This window comes from Sphingomonas sp. S2-65, assembly GCF_021513175.1.
In the GTDB taxonomy this organism is placed as follows: domain Bacteria; phylum Pseudomonadota; class Alphaproteobacteria; order Sphingomonadales; family Sphingomonadaceae; genus Sphingomonas.
The window spans coordinates 724,338-744,142 of the sequence record NZ_CP090953.1; the positions used below are offsets into that span (position 1 = coordinate 724,338).

A 19,805-nucleotide genomic window follows, 5' to 3' on the forward strand; every position below is an offset into this window, starting at 1 on the left:
CAATGGGGAGCGATCACGATGACGGGCACATTCGGGGCCAAAACGGCCTGCACGCTGCTGCTCGCCGGAACCGCCCTCCCCGCGCTCGCCGCGCCGGGATCGACCTCCGTCTACCTCACCGCCCCCGCCGACACGCGCGCGGTGACGGTGCGGGGCAGCGGCGACGGGGTGGCCGACGACACCGCCGCGATCCAGCAGGCGATCGACGCCGTCGCGGCCAAGGGCGGCGGCGGTATCGTGTTCCTGCCCCAGGGCCGCTACCGGATCAGCCGCACGCTCTTCATGTGGCCGGGCGTCCGCCTGTTCGGCGTGGGGCGCAAGCGCCCGGTCTTCGTCCTCGCGCCGAACACGCCGGGGTTCCAGCGCGGCGTGGGCAGCATGATCTTCTTCACCGGCAACAAGCCCGAAGCGACGGGCGACACTCGGCCCGTGCCCGTCCCGCCGCCGACCAGCGTGCCGTTCAACCCCAATATCGGAGACGCCAATTCCGGTACCTTTTATTCGGCGATGGCCAATGTCGACTTCGAGATCGGCGCCGGCAATCCGGCGGCCACGGGCGTGCGCTTCCACGCTGCGCAGCACGCCTATCTGAGCCATATCGACTTTCATCTGGGATCGGCGCTGGCCGGCATCTACCAGGTCGGCAATATCGGCCAGGACCTGCGCTTCTTCGGCGGGCGCTACGGCATCCTGGCCGAGAAGACCTCGCCGGCATGGCAATATACGCTGCTCGATTCGACGTTCGAGGGACAGCGCGATGCCGCCATCCGCGAGCATGAGGCGGGGCTTACCCTGGTCAACACCGTGTTCCGCAACGTGCCCGTCGGAGTGGAGATCGACCGCGGCTATGGCGACTGGCTGTGGGGCAAGGATGTCCGGTTCGAGAATGTCTCGCGCGCCGGGATCATCATCAGCAACGAAGGCAACGCCTATACGCAGGTCGGCTTCGACAATGCCGTGACCAGCGGCACGCCGGTGTTCGCGCGCTTCCGCGACAGCGGGCGCACCGTAACGGGACCCGGCGCCCGCTACCGAGTGCGCGAATTCACATATGGATTGCATGTCCCGGCGCTCGGCACGACCGGCAGCTTCGCGACGAAGATGGATGCCGTGCCGCTGGCGGGCGACCGCCGCCGCGCGCCTGCGGTGCGTGCGATGCCGCCAGTGTCGGCGTGGACCAATGTCCGCGATCTTGGCGTGAAGGGCGACAACGCGACCGACGATACCGCTGCGATCCAGCGCGCGATCGACAGCCGCAAGGTGCTGTACTTCCCGGCAGGCTTCTATCGCGTCAGTGACACGCTGAAGCTGCGCGCGGACACCGTGCTGATCGGATTGCACCCCAGCCTGACTCAGATCGTGCTGGCCGAGGACAGCCCCGCCTATCGCGGGGTGGGCAGCCCGCGCGCGATGATCGAGAGCGCCAAGGGTGGCGGCGCGATCGTGTCGGGGCTGGGCCTGTTCACCGGCGGCAGCAATCCGCGCGCGACCGCGCTGCTGTGGCGCGCGGGCGAACAGTCGCTGGTCGACGACGTCAAGTTCCAGGGCGGCCACGGCACCTTCCTGGCCGATGGCAGCCGCTTCGATCCGTACAACGCCAACCACACCGCCGATGCCGACCCCGCCAAGCGCTGGGACGCGCAATATGCCAGCCTGTGGGTCACCGACGGCGGCGGCGGCACGTTCAACGGGCTGTGGACGCCCAACACCTATGCCCAGGCCGGATTGCTGGTCACCAACACCAGCACGCCGGGATATGTGTACCAGATGTCGGCCGAGCATCACCGCCGGGCCGAGATCGTGCTGGACGGGGTGCGCAACTGGCAGTTCCTGGCGCCGCAGACCGAGGAGGAAGCGGGCGAGAGCCGCGACACCGTCGCGCTCGAGGTCCGCAACTCGCGCGACATCCTGTTCGCCAACCTGCACGCCTACCGAGTCACGCGATCGCTCCAGCCGGCCCCGGCGGCGGTGACGCTGTACGGATCGACCAACATCCGCTTCCGCAACGTGCATGTGAACGCGGAAAGTGGTTTCTCGACCTGCGACAGCAATGGCTGCGGCACCTATCTGCGCGCCAGCAAATATCCCTACGAGAACGCCATCGTCGACAAGACGCGGGGCGCAGCGGTGCGCGAGCGTGGATTCGCGGTGCTGGACGTCAACGACGCGCCCGCTCCCGTGGCACCGGCGACGCTGGCACCGGTGCGGATGCTGGCCGAGGGTTTCTATTCGCTGGGCGGCGGCGCGGTGGACTCTGCCGGCAAGCTGTACTTCGTCGACCGCTATTTCCACCGCATCCATGGCTGGTCCGAGAAGGAAGGACTTTCGGTCGTCGCCGATGCGCCGCTCGACCCGGTCAATCTGGCGGTGGACCGTTCGGGAGACCTGATGGTGCTGTCCTCGGCCGGAGCGGCGGCAACCGTTTACAGCATCGATCCGCGCACGCCCGAAAAGGTGCGGGTGATCGCACCGACGCCGGTCGCCAGCCGCGGCGACACCCGCGTGATCCTGCCGGCCAGCTTCTGGAACAATGGCGAGTTTCGCGATCAATATGATGCCGCGCGCGACCAGTTCGTCACGTTGGAAGAGATGTTCGCGCGCGACATGGCAGTGGCCAAGCCGCAGGAATATCGTTCGCCGGACGGCAGCATCGCCCTGCCCGCCTATCGCGTCTGGCAGCAAGGCCCGGCGGACCATCTCGGCTGGCGCTTCTCCGACACGCTCGACACCTATGGCTTCGTGACCGGCAAGGTGGGTTCGCGCGTCTACCTGGCGAACGGATCGGAGGACCGGACCTATAGCGGCCTGCTCGGGCCCGGCGGCGCGGTGACCGATCTCAAGCCGCTGGCACCGCGTGGCGGCGAGAGCGTCGCGGTCGGCCCGGACGGACGCGTCTACGTCGCGAACGGCCAGATCTTCGTCTATGGCGCCGACGGACACGAACAAGGCCGCATCGACGTGCCCGGCCGGCCGCTCCAGCTGCTGTTCGGCGGCGCGGATGGCAGGACGCTGTTCATCCTGACGCACAAGGCGCTGTTCTCCGCCCGGCCCTGAGACCGGTTTCCCGCGACTTTGGTCGTGGGTGCTGCACGTTCCTGCATCCGATAAAGCGGTGGCTCAACGAACGGACATAGAGCCGGATCAGCGGCGGGAGCCGTTTTCGAGAGGGGATGCAGGATGAACAAGGTCATGCGCGGTCGGAAATCCAAGACGCGCTCAGGTGTTACCGCTACCAGCTTGCTCGGCCTGGCCACGGTGCTGGCCTATGCGACGCCGGCCTTTGCGCAACAGAGTGCCGAGGCGCCACAGGATCAGACGGCCCCATCCGTTCCACTGACCGGCCAAGGCGATCCCGCACAGGACACTCCGTCCGCGCCGGGCGAGGTCATCGTCACGGGCACCCGCATCGTCTCGAACGGGTTCACCGCGCCGACGCCCACCCAGGTAATCGGTGAGGAACAGATCGCCGCGAACGCGCAGCCCAACATCTTCAACACCGTCGCCCAATTGCCGTCGCTGCAAGGCTCCACCGGCGCCAGCACCGGCACGTTCAGCACGTCGAGCGGCACGCAAGGACTGAGCTCGTTCTCGCTGCGCGGCCTGGGTCCGATCCGCACGCTGACGCTGCTCGACGGCCAGCGTGTCGTCGGCGCGAACGTCACCGGGGTGCCCGACATCAGCATGTTCCCGCAACTGCTGATCAAGCGCGTCGACGTGGTGACCGGCGGCGCGTCCGCCTCTTATGGATCGGACGCCGTGGGCGGCGTGGTCAACTTCATCACCGACACCCGCTTCACCGGCTTCAAGGCCAATGTGCAGGGCGGCGTCACTCATTATGGCGACGATGGCCAGGCATTGGTGCAGGCGGCCTATGGCGGCGCGCTGCTCGACAACCGCCTGCATGTGATCGTCAGCGGCGAATACTCGCATGAAGGCGGCGTCGGCCCCGGCGACTTCGGCACCGACCTGGCCGGCAGCCGCGACTGGTACCGCGCGACGACGCTGGTCAACACCGGCATCACCAACAACGGATCGCCGCAATTCCTCTACCGCGACTATGCTCAGCCCTATCAATATTCGCGCTACGGCCTGATCAACAACGGTCCGCTGCAGGGGACTGCGTTCGACGTCAACGGCAACCCCTACGCCTTCAACTTCGGCTCGAACGGGCAGCCGCTCGGCAATGGCCGCGTGTCGAACTGCTTTGCCGGCAACAGCTTCTGCGTCGGCGGCGACCTGACGGGTGCGCCCGGCTCCGGCGCGTCGCTGAAGTCCGCGCTGGAGCGGATCAACGGCTTTGGCCGGCTCGGCTATGACTTCGCCGAAAACAACGAGATCTACCTGACCGTCAACATCGCGCAGGTGAAATCCAACAACCAGCCGAGCCCGGGCTATAATCGCCCGAGCCTGACCGTGCAGTGCGCCAATCCGTTCCTGCCGCAGTCGGTGCGCGACCGGTGCGCCGTCGCGGGGATCACCTCGTTCGGCTTCGGCACGAGCAACGGCGCCTTCCCCGATCCCAAGGTGTCGACCGACCGGCGCCAGTATCGCTTCGTCGGCGGCATCAAGGGCAAGTTCGGGCTGCTCGGTTCCGACTGGAACTATGACGCCTATTACGAGCATGGCACCACCATCGCCGACATCAATGTCGACGATATCGTCCTGCAGAACCGCTATGTGGCGGCGACCAACGCCATCACGCTGAACGGCGCGATCGTCTGCGCGGATGCGACCGCACGCGCGGCGGGATGTCGGCCGATCAACATATTCGGCGGGTTCGCTCCGTCGGCGGAGGCGCTTGCCTATGTGACGCCGGAGAACGGGCCGTTCCAGCACACCAAGCTGACGCAGGAGGTCGCCAGCCTCAACTTCTCGGGCGACGTGTTCAACCTGTGGGCCGGCCCGCTGTCGCTCGCCTTCGGTGGCGAGTATCGCCGCGAATTCTACCGCGTGAACGGGGATCCGTACGGCGCGGGCGTGACTCCGATTAGTCCGAACAGCGCCGACTATCCGGCCGATCCGCTGCTCAACGCGCCGCTCGGCAGCAACTGGGCCGCCGGTAATTACAAGAACGGCACCGGCAGCTACCATGTCTATGAAGCATATGCCGAGCTGAACCTGCCCTTGTTCAACAGCGACGGCATCGGCCGGGCGAACCTGAACGGTGCGGCCCGTGTCACCGACTACAGCACCTCGGGCACGGTGTGGACCTGGAAGGTCGGCGGCACCTGGGACACCCCGCTGGACGGCTTCCGCCTGCGCGCGGTGACGTCGCGGGACGTGCGCGCGCCGAACCTGTCGGAGCTGTTCGCCGCGCCGACGGTGACGACGCTGCCGAACTTCAACAACCCGTTCCCGCCCAATCCGGGCGGCGTGCAGGCGTTCCAGAACACCGTCGGCAATCCCGCGCTCCAGCCCGAGGTCGCCCGCAATACCGAAATCGGCGCGGTCTATGCCAACCCGTCCTGGCTGCCCGGGCTCAGCCTGTCGGTCGATTATTACCGCATCAAGCTGGACGGCGTGGTCTCCACGCTCTCGGCAGACCAGATCGTCCGCTTCTGCTTCGAAGGCAATCAGGCGTTCTGCGGTGGGTTCGAGCTGAACAGCCCGGTGCAAGGCGGCAATTTCATCAACGTCCAGCCGTTCAACCTGGCATCGTGGAAGACCAGCGGGATCGACATCGAGGCCAGCTATCAGTGGAAGAAGCCGCTGGGCCTGCCCGGCAACTTCACGATCCGCGCGCTCGGCACGCACATCCGCGAGTTCCTGGTCGACGCAGGCATCGCCGGGGTAGCGGTGGTCGACCAGGCCGGCGCCAACAACGGCAACACCCCCGACTGGAAGGTGCTGGGCGTCCAGACCTATAGCGACGACGCGTTCAGCCTGACCGTGCAGGAGCGCTGGTTCTCCGACGGCACGTTCGGCAACCAATATGTCGTCTGCTCGGTCGGCACCTGCCCGGTCTCCACGGGCAACAATCCGACGATCGACTACAACAAGATGAAGGGGGCGTTCTACCTCGACGTCGGTGGCTCGATCAATGTCGGCCAGCAGGCGGCGATGTTCTTCAAGGTCGACAATTTGCTCGACCACGATCCCGAGCCCGCGCCGCAGACCAACACCGGGCTGGACGTCAATCCGGCGCTCTACGATACCTTGGGCCGGACCTACCGCGCCGGGTTCCGCGTGCGGTTCTAAACAGAGCGGGAGCTACAGCAGGACCGCCGGCCCAGGGCTGGCGGTCCTCTCCTTTTCGCACGCCTTGAAACGCCAGGGCAATGCGCACATGGCATGCCCGCCTGCCTTAGGAACGGGAGGGCGGTGATCTCGTTTTGGGATCGGTGGCATCCCTCACCCCTGCGATGGAGCGCGTGCATGAACGACGATCGGGAGCATGAGGTACGCCAGCGCGCCTATGCTTTATGGGAAAGCGAAGGACGGCCGGAGGGCCGGCACGACGAGCATTGGCACCGTGCCAATGCCGGGCTTGGCCAGGACGCGCCTGCTCCGGCGGAGAACGCACCCCAACAGCAAGCCGCCGCAATGCCGGAGGCCAAGCCGAAGCCGGCACGGCGCAAGCCGGTAGCGGCCGGACGGGCAGCGACCGAGACGCCGGCGGCTGTCGAGGAAAGCGGCGCCGCGCCGCGCAAGCGCAAGGCGGTCAAGCCGAAGGCGGGCTGAGCAGCTTTCGGAACAGCGCGGCATATTCCCTCGCCGCGCTGTCCCACGATACGTCGGTCGCCAGGCCGTTCTGCTGGAGGCGCTGCCAGGCCGTGCGGTCTTCGCGGAACAGCTTCGCCGCCCGGCGAAGCGCGTCGGTCAGCATCCTGGCGGAAGGCGGCGTGAACTGGAAACCGGTCGCGACTCCTTGCCGCAGCGCCACCGGGCTAGCGTCGATCACCGTATCCGCCAGGCCGCCGACCTGCGACACGACCGGAACCGATCCGTAGCGCAGCGCGCAGAGCTGCGTGAGGCCGCAGGGTTCGAACCGCGACGGCACCACCAGCGCGTCGGCGCCGGCCTGCACCAGATGGGCGAGACCCTCGTCATAACCGATCCGGCAGCCAACTTGTCCGGGGTGGCGCGACGCCGCGGCCAGGAAGGCGGCCTCGAGCGTACGGTCGCCGCTGCCCAGGATGGCGAACTGCACGCCCTCTTCGATCAGGGCGGGCAAGGCGCCGAGCAGCAGGTCGAGCCCCTTCTGTTCGGTAAGCCGCCCGACCGAGGCGACCAGGAACGCGTCGGGTGCGGTGTCCAGCCCGAACTCAGCCTGCAACGCCGCCTTGTCCTTGGGGCGCCCCGTCAGATCGGATGCGGAGAACGCCGCCGGGATCGACGGGTCGTTCGCCGGATCCCAGACACTGGTGTCGATCCCGTTGAGGATGCCCGAGAGGTCGCGTGCGCGCCCGGCGAGCAGGCCTTCCAGGCCCATGCCGCCCTGTGCCGTGGTGATCTCACGCGCATAGCTGGGGGAGACGGTGGTGATGTGATCGGCGAACAGAATGCCGCCCTTCAGGAAGCTGATCGCACCGAAATATTCCAGCCCGTCCAGCGCGAAGGCCTCGGCAGGCAGGCCCAGCGTGCCGAGCAGATAGGCCGGAAACACCCCCTGGAACGCCAGATTGTGGATGGTGGTCAGGACCGGCGGGCGACGGGTCGGGCGATTATAGTGAAGATAGGCCGGAGTGAGCCCCGCCTGCCAGTCATGCGCCTGGACGATGTCGGGCGCGTAGCTGCCTAGGGCACCCTCGGCGATATCGGCGGCCACGCGTGCCAGCGCCGCGAAGCGCAGCGCGTTGTCGGGCCAGTCGCGCCCGTCCGGGCCGAGATAGGGATTGCCGTCGCGCGCGAAGAGGTGCGGCGCGTCGAGCACCAGCAGGTCGAGGTCGGCAGCGCGGCCGCGGCGCAGCGTGCCGGGGCCGCCCATCAAATTCTCGTAGCGCCGGACCGGCACCCCCTCCCCGATCGCCTGCAGCACCGCGGGATAGCCCGGCATCAGGGTAGTGACGATGATGTCCTGCCGCGCCAGCGCCGCCGGCAGCGCACCGGCGACATCGGCGAGGCCACCGGTCTTGACGAGGGGATAGACTTCGGAGGTAACCGACAGGAGTTCGAGCGGCATCAGCGATCCAGGGCAGCGATCATCTTGGCGGTGATCAGGCATACGCCGTTCTCGGTCCGCCGGAAGCGGCTGGCATCCTCCACCGGATCCTCGCCGACGACAAGCCCGTCGGGAATCTGCACACCGCGATCGATGATCACGTTCTTGAGGCGGACCGATCGGCCGATGTTCACCCGCGGCATGATCACTGCATTCTCGATCGTCGTGAAGCTGTTCACCCGAACGCCAGTGAACAGCAGCGAGTGGCGCAGCGCCGCGCCCGACACGATACAGTCGCCCGACACCAGCGACGAGATCGCCTCGCCACGCCGGCCAACCTCGTCATGGACGAACTTGGCGGGGGCCGTCATCTCGGCATAGGTCCAGATCGGCCATTCGCGATCGTACAGGTCGAGATCGGGAACGGTGTTGGTCAGATCGATATTGGCGGCGAAATAGGCGTCGAGGGTGCCGACGTCGCGCCAATAAGGCTCGGCCTCAGGACCCGAGCGCAGCGCCGAGCGGCTGAAATGGTGGGCGCGGGCGTTGCCGTCCTTCACCAGCTTGGGAATGATGTCCTTGCCGAAATCGTGCGACGAGTTCGGATCCTCGGCATCCTCGCGCAGCACCTCGAACAGGAATTTGGTCTCGAAGACGTAGATGCCCATGCTGGCGAGCGCCAGGTCGGGCTGGCCGGGCATCGCCGGCGGATCCGCGGGCTTCTCCAGGAAATGCAGGATGCGGTCATTCTCGTCGACATGCATCACGCCAAAGGCGCTCGCCTCCATGCGCGGCACCTCGACGCAGCCGACCGTCACGCTGGCGCCGGTCTCGCAATGCTCCTCCAGCATCACGCCGTAATCCTGCTTGTAGACATGGTCGCCGGCCAGAACGAGCAGGTACTTCGGCGCGTAGCTTTCGATGATGTCGAGGTTCTGGAACACCGCGTCGGCGGTGCCGAGATACCAGTTCTCCTCCGACACCCGCTGGCTGGCGGGCAGGATGTCGAAGCTTTCATTGCGCTCGGGCCGGAAGAAGCTCCAGCCATGCTGCAAGTGGCGGATCAGGCTGTGCGCCTTGTACTGCGTCGCCACGCCGATGCGCGGAATGCCCGAATTCAGTGCGTTCGACAGCGCGAAATCGACGATCCGGGTCTTACCGCCGAAATACACCGCCGGCTTGGCGCGAAAGTCGGTGAGCTCCATCAAGCGGCTGCCGCGCCCCCCGGCCAAGACGATGGCCATGGCTTGCCGGGTGACGAGACCTCGCAACGTAGCGCTCGGGGGCATGTATGATCTGTCCGTCTAGATGAAACCGCAGTGGAAGCGGTTTGTTGGCGTTCCGGTTCCATGATGGTGAACGAGGACGGGCACTTTCTCGCGCCTGGGTCGTTCGGCAGCCGGTACAAAGAAGGGGCAAGGGGTGCAGCAAGGCAGGAAATCGGTCGCGGATTGGCTGACCGATCCTTTTTCGTTCCTCGGCCCGCATGGCGATGTGGTGCGCAGCTATCAGCCGGGTGCGGCGTCGGTGACGCTGATCGGCGAAGCGGGAGAGACGGCGCTGACAGAGTCTTCCGAGACGCCGGGCCTGTTCACCGGCCCGGCGCCGCGCGAAGGCCGCTATCGGCTGCGGGTGAAGTGGCTCGATGGCGCGGTGAGCGAGAGCGAGGACCCCTATGCCTTCGGCCCGCTTCTCGGCGACCTGGACCTGTATCTGTTCGGGCAGGGCAGCCACTGGGACCTGCCGCTGCGCCTGGGGGCCAATCCGAATGTCCACGACGGGGTGCCGGGCACCGCGTTCGCGGTGTGGGCACCCAATGCCCGCGCGGTCAGCGTCACTGGCGATTTCACCGGCTGGAACCCGCAGCGCCTGCCGATGCGGCTGCGGCACGGCGCGGGGCTGTGGGAGCTGTTCGTGCCCGGAGTCGCCGCCGGCGCGCGCTACAAGTTCGCGATCACCGGCGCGGACGGCGTGGTCCGCGAGAAGGCCGACCCATTGGCACGCGCCACCGAACTGCCACCGGCAACGGCATCGGTCGTCGCCCCCGCGCCCGACTTCACCTGGTCCGACGATGCGTGGATGGCGGAGCGGGGCGAGCGCCAGCACGCCGGCGCACCCATCTCGATCTATGAAATGCACGTCGGATCATGGCGGCGGCCCTGGCACGGCGGCGAGCATGACTGGGATCAGATCGGCGACCAGCTGATCCCGTACCTTCAGGATATGAGCTTTACCCATGTCGAGCTGATGCCGATCATGGAGCATCCGTTCGGCGGCTCCTGGGGCTATCAGCCGCTGTCGCAATTCGCCCCCTCCTCGCGCTACGGCTCGCCCGAGCAGTTCGCCCGCTTCGTCGACCGCTGTCATGCCGCCGGCATCGGTGTGATCCTCGACTGGGTGCCGGCGCACTTCCCTTCGGACGCGCATGGCTTCGCCAGTTTCGACGGCACCGCACTCTACGAACATGGTGACCCGCGCGAAGGCTATCACCCGGACTGGAACACGCTGATCTTCAACCTGGGCCGCCAGGAAGTGGCCGGCATGCTGATCGCCTCGGCCTTGTGGTGGCTCGAGCGCTTCCATGTCGACGGGCTGCGCGTCGATGCCGTCGCGTCGATGCTCTACCGCGATTACAGCCGCCGCGACGGCGAGTGGATTCCCAACCGCCACGGCGGGCGCGAGAACCTGGAGTCGATCGCCTTTCTCCAGCGCATGAACCAGGTGGTGGCGGAGCGCTGCCCAGGCGCGATTACGATCGCCGAGGAATCCACGGCATTTCCCGGCGTAACCGCGCCGGTCGAGCATGGCGGGCTGGGCTTCACCTACAAATGGAACATGGGGTGGATGAACGACACCCTGCGCTACATCGAACGCGACCCGCTGCACCGGCAATGGCACCATGACGACCTGCGCTTCGGGCTGGTCTATGCCTTTACCGAGAAGTTCATCCTGCCTTTGAGCCATGACGAGGTCGTCCACGGCAAGCATGCGCTGCTCGCCAAGATGCCCGGTGACCGGTGGCAGCGTTTCGCCAATCTGCGCGCCTATTACGCGTTCATGTGGACGCACCCGGGCAAGAAGCTGTTGTTCATGGGCGACGAGCTCGCCCAGAGCGCCGAGTGGAACCACGACGGGCAGCTGGACTGGCAGGCCCTCGAAGCGCCCGACCATGCCGGCATCCAGGCGCTGGTCCGCGACCTCAACCACGTCTACCGCGCCGAGCCCGCGCTGCACCAGAGCGACGCCGATCCGCGCGGGTTCGAATGGATCGTCGGTGATGATGCCGCCAACAGCGTCGTCGTATTCCTGCGCCGTTCGGAATATGACGGCGCGCCGCTGCTGGTGGCGGTGAACCTGACTCCGGTGCCGCGCCACGGCTACCGCGTCGGCGTGCCGCATGCCGGGCGCTGGGCCGAGATCCTCAACACCGACCGCGCCGGCTATGGCGGCGGCGATCTGGCCAACGACAGCGCGCTGCACACCGCCGCTGCGCCGAGCCACGGCCAGCCCCAGTCGCTCGACCTTACTCTCCCGCCGCTCGCGGCCATCATCCTGCGCTACGAAGGAACTGCTGCTTGACTCGTATTCCCGATCGCCTCGAAGGCGGCGCGCCCTACCCGCTCGGCGCGACCTTTGACGGGCTTGGCGTGAACTTCGCCGTATTCTCCGCGCATGCCGAGAAGATCGAATTGTGCCTGTTCGACGAATATGGCCGGCGCGAGCTCGCCCGGCTGGAACTGCCCGAATGGACCGACGAGATCTGGCACGGCTATCTGCCCGACGCCCGTCCCGGCCTGCTCTACGGCTTTCGCGCGCATGGCCCCTATGCGCCCGAGGAAGGGCACCGGTTCAATCCGAACAAGCTGCTGATGGACCCTTATACGCGCAAGACCTTCGGCCGCATTCGCTGGAGCGACGCGTTGCACGGGTACCGCGTGAACTCGCCGCGCGCCGACCTCAGCTTCGATCGGCGCGACAGCGCGGCGGCGATGCCGAAGTCGGTGGTGGTCGCCAACGCGTTCGACTGGGGCGACGATCGCCGTCCGAACACCCCCTGGTCCGAGACGGTGATCTACGAGGCGCATGTGAAGGGCCTCACCCAGCTGATGGAAACCGTGCCGCACAACGAGCGCGGCACCTATCGCGCGCTCAGCCATCCCGACGTCATCGCGCACCTGCAACGGCTGGGCATCACTGCGATCGAGCTGCTGCCGGTGCATGGCTTCGTCCAGGACCGGTTCCTCCAGGAAAAGGGGCTGGTGAACTATTGGGGCTATAACAGCCTCTCCTTCTTCGCCCCCGAGCAGCGCTATCTCGGCGATGGCGACGCCGACGATCTGCGGCTCGCGGTCCGCCGCTTCCATGCCGCCGGGATCGAAGTGATCCTGGACGTGGTCTACAACCACACCGCCGAAGGCAGCGAGCTGGGCCAGACGATGTGCTTCCGCGGGCTGGACAACGCGACCTATTACCGGCTGCAAAAGGACAATCCGCGCTACTGCGTCAACGACACCGGCACCGGCAACACCTTCAACCTGGACCAGCCGCGCGTGCTGCAGATGGTCATGGACTCGCTGCGCCACTGGGTCGAATCCTATCATGTCGACGGCTTTCGCTTCGACCTGGGCTCGACGCTGGGCCGCACCGGCGACGGCGGCTTCGATCCCGGCGCGGCGTTCTTCGACGTGCTGCGCCAGGACCCGGTGCTCGGCCGCGTCAAGCTGATCTCCGAGCCTTGGGACATCGGACCAGGCGGCTATCAGCTCGGCAATCACCCCCCCGGCTTCGCCGAATGGAACGACAAGTTTCGCGATTCCACCCGTCGCTTCTGGAAGGGCGACCCGGGCGTCCGCCCGGAATTCGCCGCGCGCCTCGCGGGCTCGGGTGACCTGTTCGACCGGCGGGCCCGGCGCCCCTGGGCCAGCGTCAACTACGTCGCCAGCCATGACGGCCAGACGCTCGCCGATCTCACTCAATATGAGCAGCGCCACAACGAGGCGAATGGCGAGGACAATCGCGACGGCCATTCGGACAACCAGTCGTGCAATTGGGGCGTGGAAGGACCCACCGACGATCCCGCGATCAACGCCGTGCGCGAGCGTGTCCGCCGCTCGATGCTGATCACCGTGCTCGGCTCGCTCGGCACCCCCATGCTGCTGGCCGGCGACGAGTTCGGCCGCACGCAAAAGGGCAACAACAACGCCTATTGCCAGGATAATGAGATCAGCTGGCTCGACTGGAAGCAGGCGGCTAGCGAGCAGGGTCGAGACCTGGCGCATTTCGTCCGCCGGCTGATCCTGATCCGCAAGCATTATCCGCTCGTCCGCTCCGACGCCTTTCTCTACGGCGAGGAGATCGCGCCGGGCATCCGCAACATCGACTGGTTCGACGAGCGCGGCCAGCCACTCACGCCCGAGGATTGGCAGAATCCCGAAGGCAAGGCGCTGGTGATGCGGCGCGCGCGGCTGCTGGACGATGGCCAGTATGAAGCGATCACCCTGCTGATGAACGGATCGCAGGTGCCACTCGACTTCACCCTGCCAGGGCCGCACGGCTATCGGCGCCTGCTGGTCGACAGCGCCGACACCGGCGTGGGCGAACGCGACCTCGACGACGCGCCGCTCACCGTTGCCGACCGTGCCGCCGTGCTGATCTTCGCCACCGGAGGGGTGGAATGACCTGGGGCCCCGCCCTGCTGGCACCGAACCGCACGCGGTTCGCGCTCTGGGCGCCGGCGCTCGGCGCGCTGACGCTGGAGATCGACGGGCGCGATCCTCTGGCGATGACGGCTGGGGAAGATGGCTGGTTCAGCGTCGAGGCCGAGTGCGGCGCCGGCACGCGCTACCGCTTCCGCCTGCCCGACGGCACCGCCGTGCCAGATCCGGCCTCGCGCCGGCAGGACGGCGACGTGCATGGCTGGAGCATCGTCACGGATCCGAACGGCTATGCCTGGCAAGCGGCGGAGTGGAGCGGGCGTCCCTGGCTGGAGGCTGCGATCCTGGAATGCCATTCCGGCGTGGCCGGTGGCTTTGCCGGCGTGGCCGCGATGCTGCCGCAGGCGGCGGAGACCGGCTTCACTGCGATCGAGCTGATGCCGGTCGCGGCGTTCGGCGGCACGCGCAACTGGGGCTATGACGGGGTGCTGCCCTATGCCCCCGCCTCCGCCTATGGCGACCCCGACGCGCTGAAGGCGCTGGTCGACCGAGCGCATGGTCAGGGCACGATGATGTTCCTCGACGTGGTCTACAACCACTTCGGGCCCGACGGGAACTATTTGTCGGCCTATGCGCCGGACTTCTTCAAGGCCGATGCCGATACCCCTTGGGGCGGGGCGATCGACTTCTCGAGGGAGCCGGTGGCGCGGTTCTTCATCGACAATGCGATTTACTGGCTGCGTGAGTTCCGCTTCGATGGCCTGCGCTTCGACGCGGTGCACGCGATTGCCGACGATGCGTTCCTGGACCGCATGGCCGCCGAAATCCGCGCCGCCCTCCCCGACCGCCACATCCATCTGGTGCTGGAGAACGAGCACAACGACGCCGCGCGGCTGGAGGGCGATTACGACGCGCAGTGGAACGACGATTTCCACAATGTGCTGCACGTCCTGCTCACCGACGAAGCGCACGGCTATTATGCCGATTTTGCCCAACAGCCGGCGGAAAAGCTCGCCCGCTGCCTGGGCGAGGGCTTCATCTATCAGGGCCAGGGCTCGCCCAACCAGAAGGGGAAGCCGCGCGGTACCCCGAGCGGGCACCTGCCGCCGTTCCGGTTCGTGTCGTTCCTCCAGAACCACGACCAGATCGGCAACCGGGCGCTGGGCGAGCGGCTGACGGTGCTCGCCGGCGCCGATCGGCTGCGCGCCGCGAACGGGCTGTTGCTGCTGTGCCCGCAGGTGCCGCTGGCATTCATGGGCGATGACATCGGATCGCAGACGCCGTTCCTGTTTTTCACCGATTTCCACGACGAGCTGGCCGACGCGGTGCGCGAAGGCAGGCGCGGCGAGTTCGCCCACTTTCCCGGCTTCTCCGATCCGGCTTTGCGCGAGAAAATCCCCGATCCCAACGCTGTAAGCACGTTCGAGGCATCGCGCCCAGTTCCCGGACCCGAAGCGCAGTCTTGGCGCGCGCTGTACAAGGATCTGCTCGCGCTCCGACACGCGCGGATCGTTCCCGATCTCGCCAAGAGCAAGCCGCTCGGCGCCGAGGTGATCGGCGACAAGGCAGTGATCGCGCGCTGGCAACTTGGCGAGGCCGTGCTGACGCTCGCGCTGAACCTGGGCGATGCTCCGGTTGCGATGGACCCGGTCGAGGGCGAGGTGCTGACGACGATCGGCATCGGGCACACCGACGCGGGGCTGATGCCGGCAAGCTTCTGCGCATGGTGGCAGCAATGACCGACCAGGCGGTCGAGCGGCTGGCGGAAGCTGCGGGCATTTCGATCGACTGGGAGGACGCCGGCGGCGTCGCCCGGCGGGTATCACCGGAGAGCCTGAGGCTGGTGCTTTCGGGGCTGGGCTTTGCCTGCGGCAGCGAGGCGCAGTGCCGCGACAGCGCCGCCGCTCTGGCTCAGACGGCGCAGCCCTCGTGCCGGGTGCTGCTCGCGGGCGAGGCGATCACCGGGCTCTCGGGTACGGGCCAGTTGGTTCTGGAGGATGGCAGCCGGCGCGACCTGGACCTTTCGTCCGAGCCGCGGGTCGGCGACATCGGCTATCATCGGCTGGAATGGTCGGGCGGCACGCTGTCGCTCATCGTCGCGCCGCCGCGCTGCATCGAAGTGGCCCCGGGAACGCGTCCCTGGGGTACGGCCGCGCAGATCTATGGCCTGCGCGACGAGAACCCGTTCGGCGACTTCGGCAGCCTTGCCGACTTTGTTACGCAGGCGCAGAAAGTCGGCAGCGACGCGGTGATGATGAGCCCGGTGCACGCGCTCTTCACCACCGATCCCGGCCGCTACAGCCCGTACTCGCCCTCCAGCCGGCACTTCCTCAATCCCTGGTTCGCCGATGCCGGGCGGGACTGGTTCGAGGGGGATGCCGCTGCGCTGATCGACTGGCAGGCGGCGGTGCCGGCCAAGCTGGCGGCGCTTCGCGCCCTGTACGCCGGCAAGCGCGACGATCCGGCATTCCGCAGCTTCATCGCCGCGGCCGACATTTCTCTGATCGACCATGCCCGCTTCGAGGCACTGCACGCGCACTTCTTCGCGGCGTCGGGCGCGCGCGGCTGGCAGGATTGGCCGGAGCGCTATCGCCGGCCCGGCTCGCTGGCGGTGGCGCAGTTCGCACGCGAGCACGCCGACGAGGTCGAGTTCCACCTGTTCCTGCAATGGTGGACCGACCGGTCGCTCGCCCGCGCCGGCGAGGCGGCAAAGGGCATGGCGGTCGGGCTGGTAACCGACCTGGCAGTCGGGCTCGACGCAGGCGGCAGCCATGCCTGGAGCCGCGGCGAGGAATTGATGCTGGGAATCGGCATTGGTGCGCCTCCCGACGCCTTCCAGGCGGCCGGACAGAATTGGGGCATCACCAGCTTCTCGCCCTTCGCCTTGCAGCGGATGGACTACCGCCCGTTCATCGATCTGATGCGCAGCGCGATGCGGCACGCTGGCGGCATCCGCATCGACCATGCGCTCGGCCTGCGCCGCCTGTGGGTGGTGCCGACCGGCGCGTCCCCGCTCGAGGGCGCCTATCTGCGCTTTCCCGAACAGGACATCCTGCGGCTGATCGCGCTGGAGTCGCATCGTGCGCGCGCGCTGGTGATCGGCGAGGATCTGGGCGTGGTGCCGCCTGGCTTCCGCGATGCGATTTCGGAGCGGGGCCTGATGGGAATGCGCGTGCTGCCTTTCGAACGCGATCAGGCAGGCGACTTCACGCCCTCGGCGGGCTGGGACGAACAGGCTGCCGCGCTGACCAGCACGCACGACCTCACTCCGATCGCCGGCTGGTGGCAGGGCCGCGACATCGACTGGCGCGAGCAGCTGGGTGCCGCGGGCGACCGTGAAGCCGAGCGGGCCGAGCGCGTGGCCGACCGGTCGCGGCTGTGGCAAGCCTGCGAAGATGCCGGCGTCGCCGAGGGTCCGGAACCCGCGCCCGATCAGCCCGAGGCGGCGCTCGACGCCGCCATAGCCTTCGCCGCGCAGGCGCCCAGCGCACTGCTGATCGTCCCCGCCGAGGACCTGTTCGGCCTCGACGAAGCGCCGAATCTTCCCGGTACGGTCGACGAACATCCCAATTGGCGGCGGCGCCTGCCCGACCGAGCCGACGCGCTGTTTGTGCGCGACGACGTGTCGCGCCGCCTTTCCCTCATCCGCGAAGCCAGGAAATCATGATCCCGCGCGCCACCTACCGCATCCAGTTCCATCGCGACTTCCCGTTCGACGCCGCGATCCCGCTCGCCGGCTATCTGAAGTCGCTCGGGATCAGCCATCTCTATGCCTCGCCGATCGGCACGGCGCGGTCGGGGTCGACGCACGGCTATGACGTCGTCGATCCTACCCGGATCAATCCCGAGCTCGGCGGTGAAGAGGGCTTCCGCGCGCTGGCGGCGGCGTTGAAGGCCGAAGGGCTGGGCATCATCCTCGACATCGTGCCCAACCACATGGCGGTGGGCGGCGCGGACAATGTCTGGTGGATGGACGTGCTCGAGCACGGGCCCGAGAGCGACTATGCCCGCTTCTTCGACATCGACTGGGACCGCGGCAAGCTGCTCGCACCATTCCTGGGCGCACCCTATGGCGAGGCGCTGCGTGACGGAGCGATCGTGCTGGAGGCCGATGGCTCGGCAGTGATGGCGCATGGCACCCACCGCTTTCCGATCCGGGCGGAGGATCGGGCAGCGCTCAGCCAAGAGACCGATCTGCCGTCACGCTATGACGGCCGCACCCCCGAAGGCGCCGAGCGGCTGCACGCGCTGCTCGAGCGGCAGCATTACCGCCTCGCCTGGTGGCGCACCGCGGCGGACGAGATCAACTGGCGGCGCTTCTTCGATATCACCGAGCTTGCCGGGCTGCGGGTCGAGGACGAGGCGGTGTTCGAAGCGGTGCACGCCCTGCCCCTGCGGCTCTACCGCGAGGGACTGATCGACGGCGTGCGCGTGGACCATGTCGACGGACTGGCCGATCCGCCCGCTTACTGCCGGCGGCTGCGCGCGGCGCTGGACGAACAGCGCGAAGGGCCAGGCTATCTGGTGGTCGAGAAGATCCTGGCCGCGGGCGAGCCGCTGCCGACCGACTGGCAGACCGACGGCACCAGCGGCTACGACTTCATGAACCATGTCGCAGGGCTGCTCCACGATCCCGCAGGCGAGGCGCCGCTTACCCGCTACTGGCACGAGCTGAGCGGGCGCCCAACGGACTTCGCCGAGGAAGAACATGCCGCCCGCATCGAGATCCTGGATCGTACCTTCCCCGGGCAGCTGAACGCAGTGGCGGCAGCCTTCCACCAAGTTGCGCAGCGCGACTTGGCGAGCCGTGACGTCACCGAAGGGATGATCCGACGCGGGTTGGCGGCGATCCTGGTGCAATTCTCGGCCTATCGCACCTATGGAGGGACCAGCGCCGACGACCGGCTGGGCCGCGCCGCGGCGGCGGCGAAGGCGGCAGTGCCGCCCTCCGAAACGGCAGTGATCGACCAGCTGGTCGCCTGGATGCAGACGCCAGGCGCCGAGGATGCCACGCGCCGGTTCGAGCAGTTGAGCGCGCCGCTGGCCGCCAAGTCGGTCGAGGACACCGCGTTCTACCGCTATGGTCGGCTGCTCTCGCGCACCGACGTCGGCTTCGACGCCGATCGCTTCGCGCTATCACCGGCCGAGTTCGCCGCCGAAGTCGCGGCGCGGGCGGCAGCCTATCCGCACGCGATGCTGGCCACCGCCACCCACGACCACAAACGCGGCGAGGATGTCCGCGCTCGCCTGGCGGTGCTCAGCGAAATGCCCGATCTGTGGATCGAGACCGCGACCCGCTGGGGCGAACTGTCGATCGCCGAAGGCATCGATGCCGGCGACTGCTACCAGGTGCTGCAGACGCTGGTAGGCGCCTGCCCGTTCGTGCTCGACGATCCCGAAGGCTTCGCCGAGCGCGTCGTGCAATGGTCGCAAAAGGCGCTACGCGAAGCCAAGCTGCGCTCGTCCTGGACGCTGCCCGACGCGGCGTATGAAGAACGGGTCGCCGGCTTCATCCGCGCGTTCCTGAGCGGCGCCGAGCTGCGGCGCGAGCTCACCGACTTCGTCGCGCGGATCGGCCCGGCGGGCGCAGTCAACGGCATCGTCCAGGCAGTGCTGCGCTCGACGCTGCCCGGCGTGCCCGATTGCTACCAGGGTGCCGAGCTGTGGGACCTGAGCCTGGTCGATCCCGACAACCGCCGGCCAGTCGACTATGCCGCCCGGCAAGCCGAAGCCAGCAGCGACTGGCGCGACGGCAAGGTCAAGCAGGCAGCCATCGCCGCGTCCCTCCACGCGACGCCCGCAGACGCCGGCTTCGAGATCGTGGCGGCGAGCGGCCCCCGCGCGAACAAGGTGTTCGCATTCCGGCGCGGACCGCTGCTGGTGGTGGTGCCGATCCGCTGTGCGGAGGCGGTCACCGAACACCTGACGATCAATCCCGCGTGGTGGGGCGAAACCGAGGTCGAAGGACGACGCGTCGCCGATCTGCTTGCCGACAAACCCTATGCGCTGATCCGATAAGCCGCGGCGAGGGTGGCGCGACCACCCTCGCC

At 67.6% G+C, this 19,805-nt stretch carries 10 protein-coding genes; 8 read left to right on the forward strand and 2 right to left on the reverse strand.

Annotated features, from left to right (window positions below; genetic code table 11):
- The first annotated feature begins 18 nt into the window (after positions 1-18).
- The 3 genes from LZ586_RS03550 (at position 19) to LZ586_RS03560 (ending at position 6,681) form a co-directional block, all read left to right on the forward strand.
- Entirely contained in the window at positions 19-3,054 is a 3,036-nt protein-coding gene (locus LZ586_RS03550; protein WP_235078308.1) for a glycosyl hydrolase family 28-related protein, read from the forward strand.
- Between the two features lie 123 nt (positions 3,055-3,177).
- A complete protein-coding gene (locus tag LZ586_RS03555; RefSeq protein ID WP_235078309.1) occupies positions 3,178-6,198 on the forward strand; it encodes a TonB-dependent receptor plug domain-containing protein in 3,021 nt (1,006 codons plus the stop codon).
- 177 nt (positions 6,199-6,375) lie between these two features.
- Positions 6,376-6,681: a DUF2934 domain-containing protein gene (locus LZ586_RS03560; protein WP_235078310.1), complete on the forward strand. Its 306-nt coding sequence runs from the start codon at positions 6,376-6,378 to the stop codon at positions 6,679-6,681.
- On the opposite strand, the gene glgA is transcribed toward LZ586_RS03560, so the two are convergent.
- Positions 6,662-8,122: a glycogen synthase GlgA gene (glgA, locus tag LZ586_RS03565; RefSeq protein WP_235078311.1), complete on the reverse strand. Its 1,461-nt coding sequence runs from the start codon at positions 8,120-8,122 to the stop codon at positions 6,662-6,664. The two genes, LZ586_RS03560 and glgA, sit on opposite strands and share 20 nt — an antisense overlap.
- The gene (gene glgC, locus LZ586_RS03570; protein ID WP_261346031.1) at positions 8,122-9,390 is read right to left on the reverse strand and encodes a glucose-1-phosphate adenylyltransferase; all 1,269 of its coding nucleotides are present in this window, start codon (positions 9,388-9,390) and stop codon (positions 8,122-8,124) included. The genes glgA and glgC overlap by 1 nt, the downstream gene beginning before the upstream one ends.
- A 133-nt stretch (positions 9,391-9,523) precedes the next feature.
- Between glgC and glgB the strand changes: the two genes are divergently transcribed.
- From glgB to treY, 5 genes are read left to right on the forward strand one after another with little or no spacing between them, the layout of a single operon-like run.
- Positions 9,524-11,680: a 1,4-alpha-glucan branching protein GlgB gene (gene glgB / locus LZ586_RS03575; protein ID WP_235078313.1), complete on the forward strand. Its 2,157-nt coding sequence runs from the start codon at positions 9,524-9,526 to the stop codon at positions 11,678-11,680.
- Entirely contained in the window at positions 11,677-13,779 is a 2,103-nt protein-coding gene (glgX, locus tag LZ586_RS03580; RefSeq protein ID WP_235078314.1) for a glycogen debranching protein GlgX, read from the forward strand. Before glgB ends, glgX begins: the two co-directional genes overlap by 4 nt.
- The gene (gene treZ / locus LZ586_RS03585) at positions 13,776-15,494 is read left to right on the forward strand and encodes a malto-oligosyltrehalose trehalohydrolase (protein ID WP_235078315.1); all 1,719 of its coding nucleotides are present in this window, start codon (positions 13,776-13,778) and stop codon (positions 15,492-15,494) included. The genes glgX and treZ overlap by 4 nt, the downstream gene beginning before the upstream one ends.
- Positions 15,491-17,422, forward strand: coding sequence for a 4-alpha-glucanotransferase (malQ, locus tag LZ586_RS03590; RefSeq protein WP_235078316.1), 1,932 nt, complete (start codon positions 15,491-15,493; stop codon positions 17,420-17,422). Before treZ ends, malQ begins: the two co-directional genes overlap by 4 nt.
- Complete coding sequence (gene treY, locus LZ586_RS03595) at positions 17,419-19,773, forward strand: malto-oligosyltrehalose synthase (protein ID WP_235078317.1); 2,355 nt, start codon at positions 17,419-17,421, stop codon at positions 19,771-19,773. Before malQ ends, treY begins: the two co-directional genes overlap by 4 nt.
- The last annotated feature ends 32 nt before the right edge of the window (positions 19,774-19,805 follow it).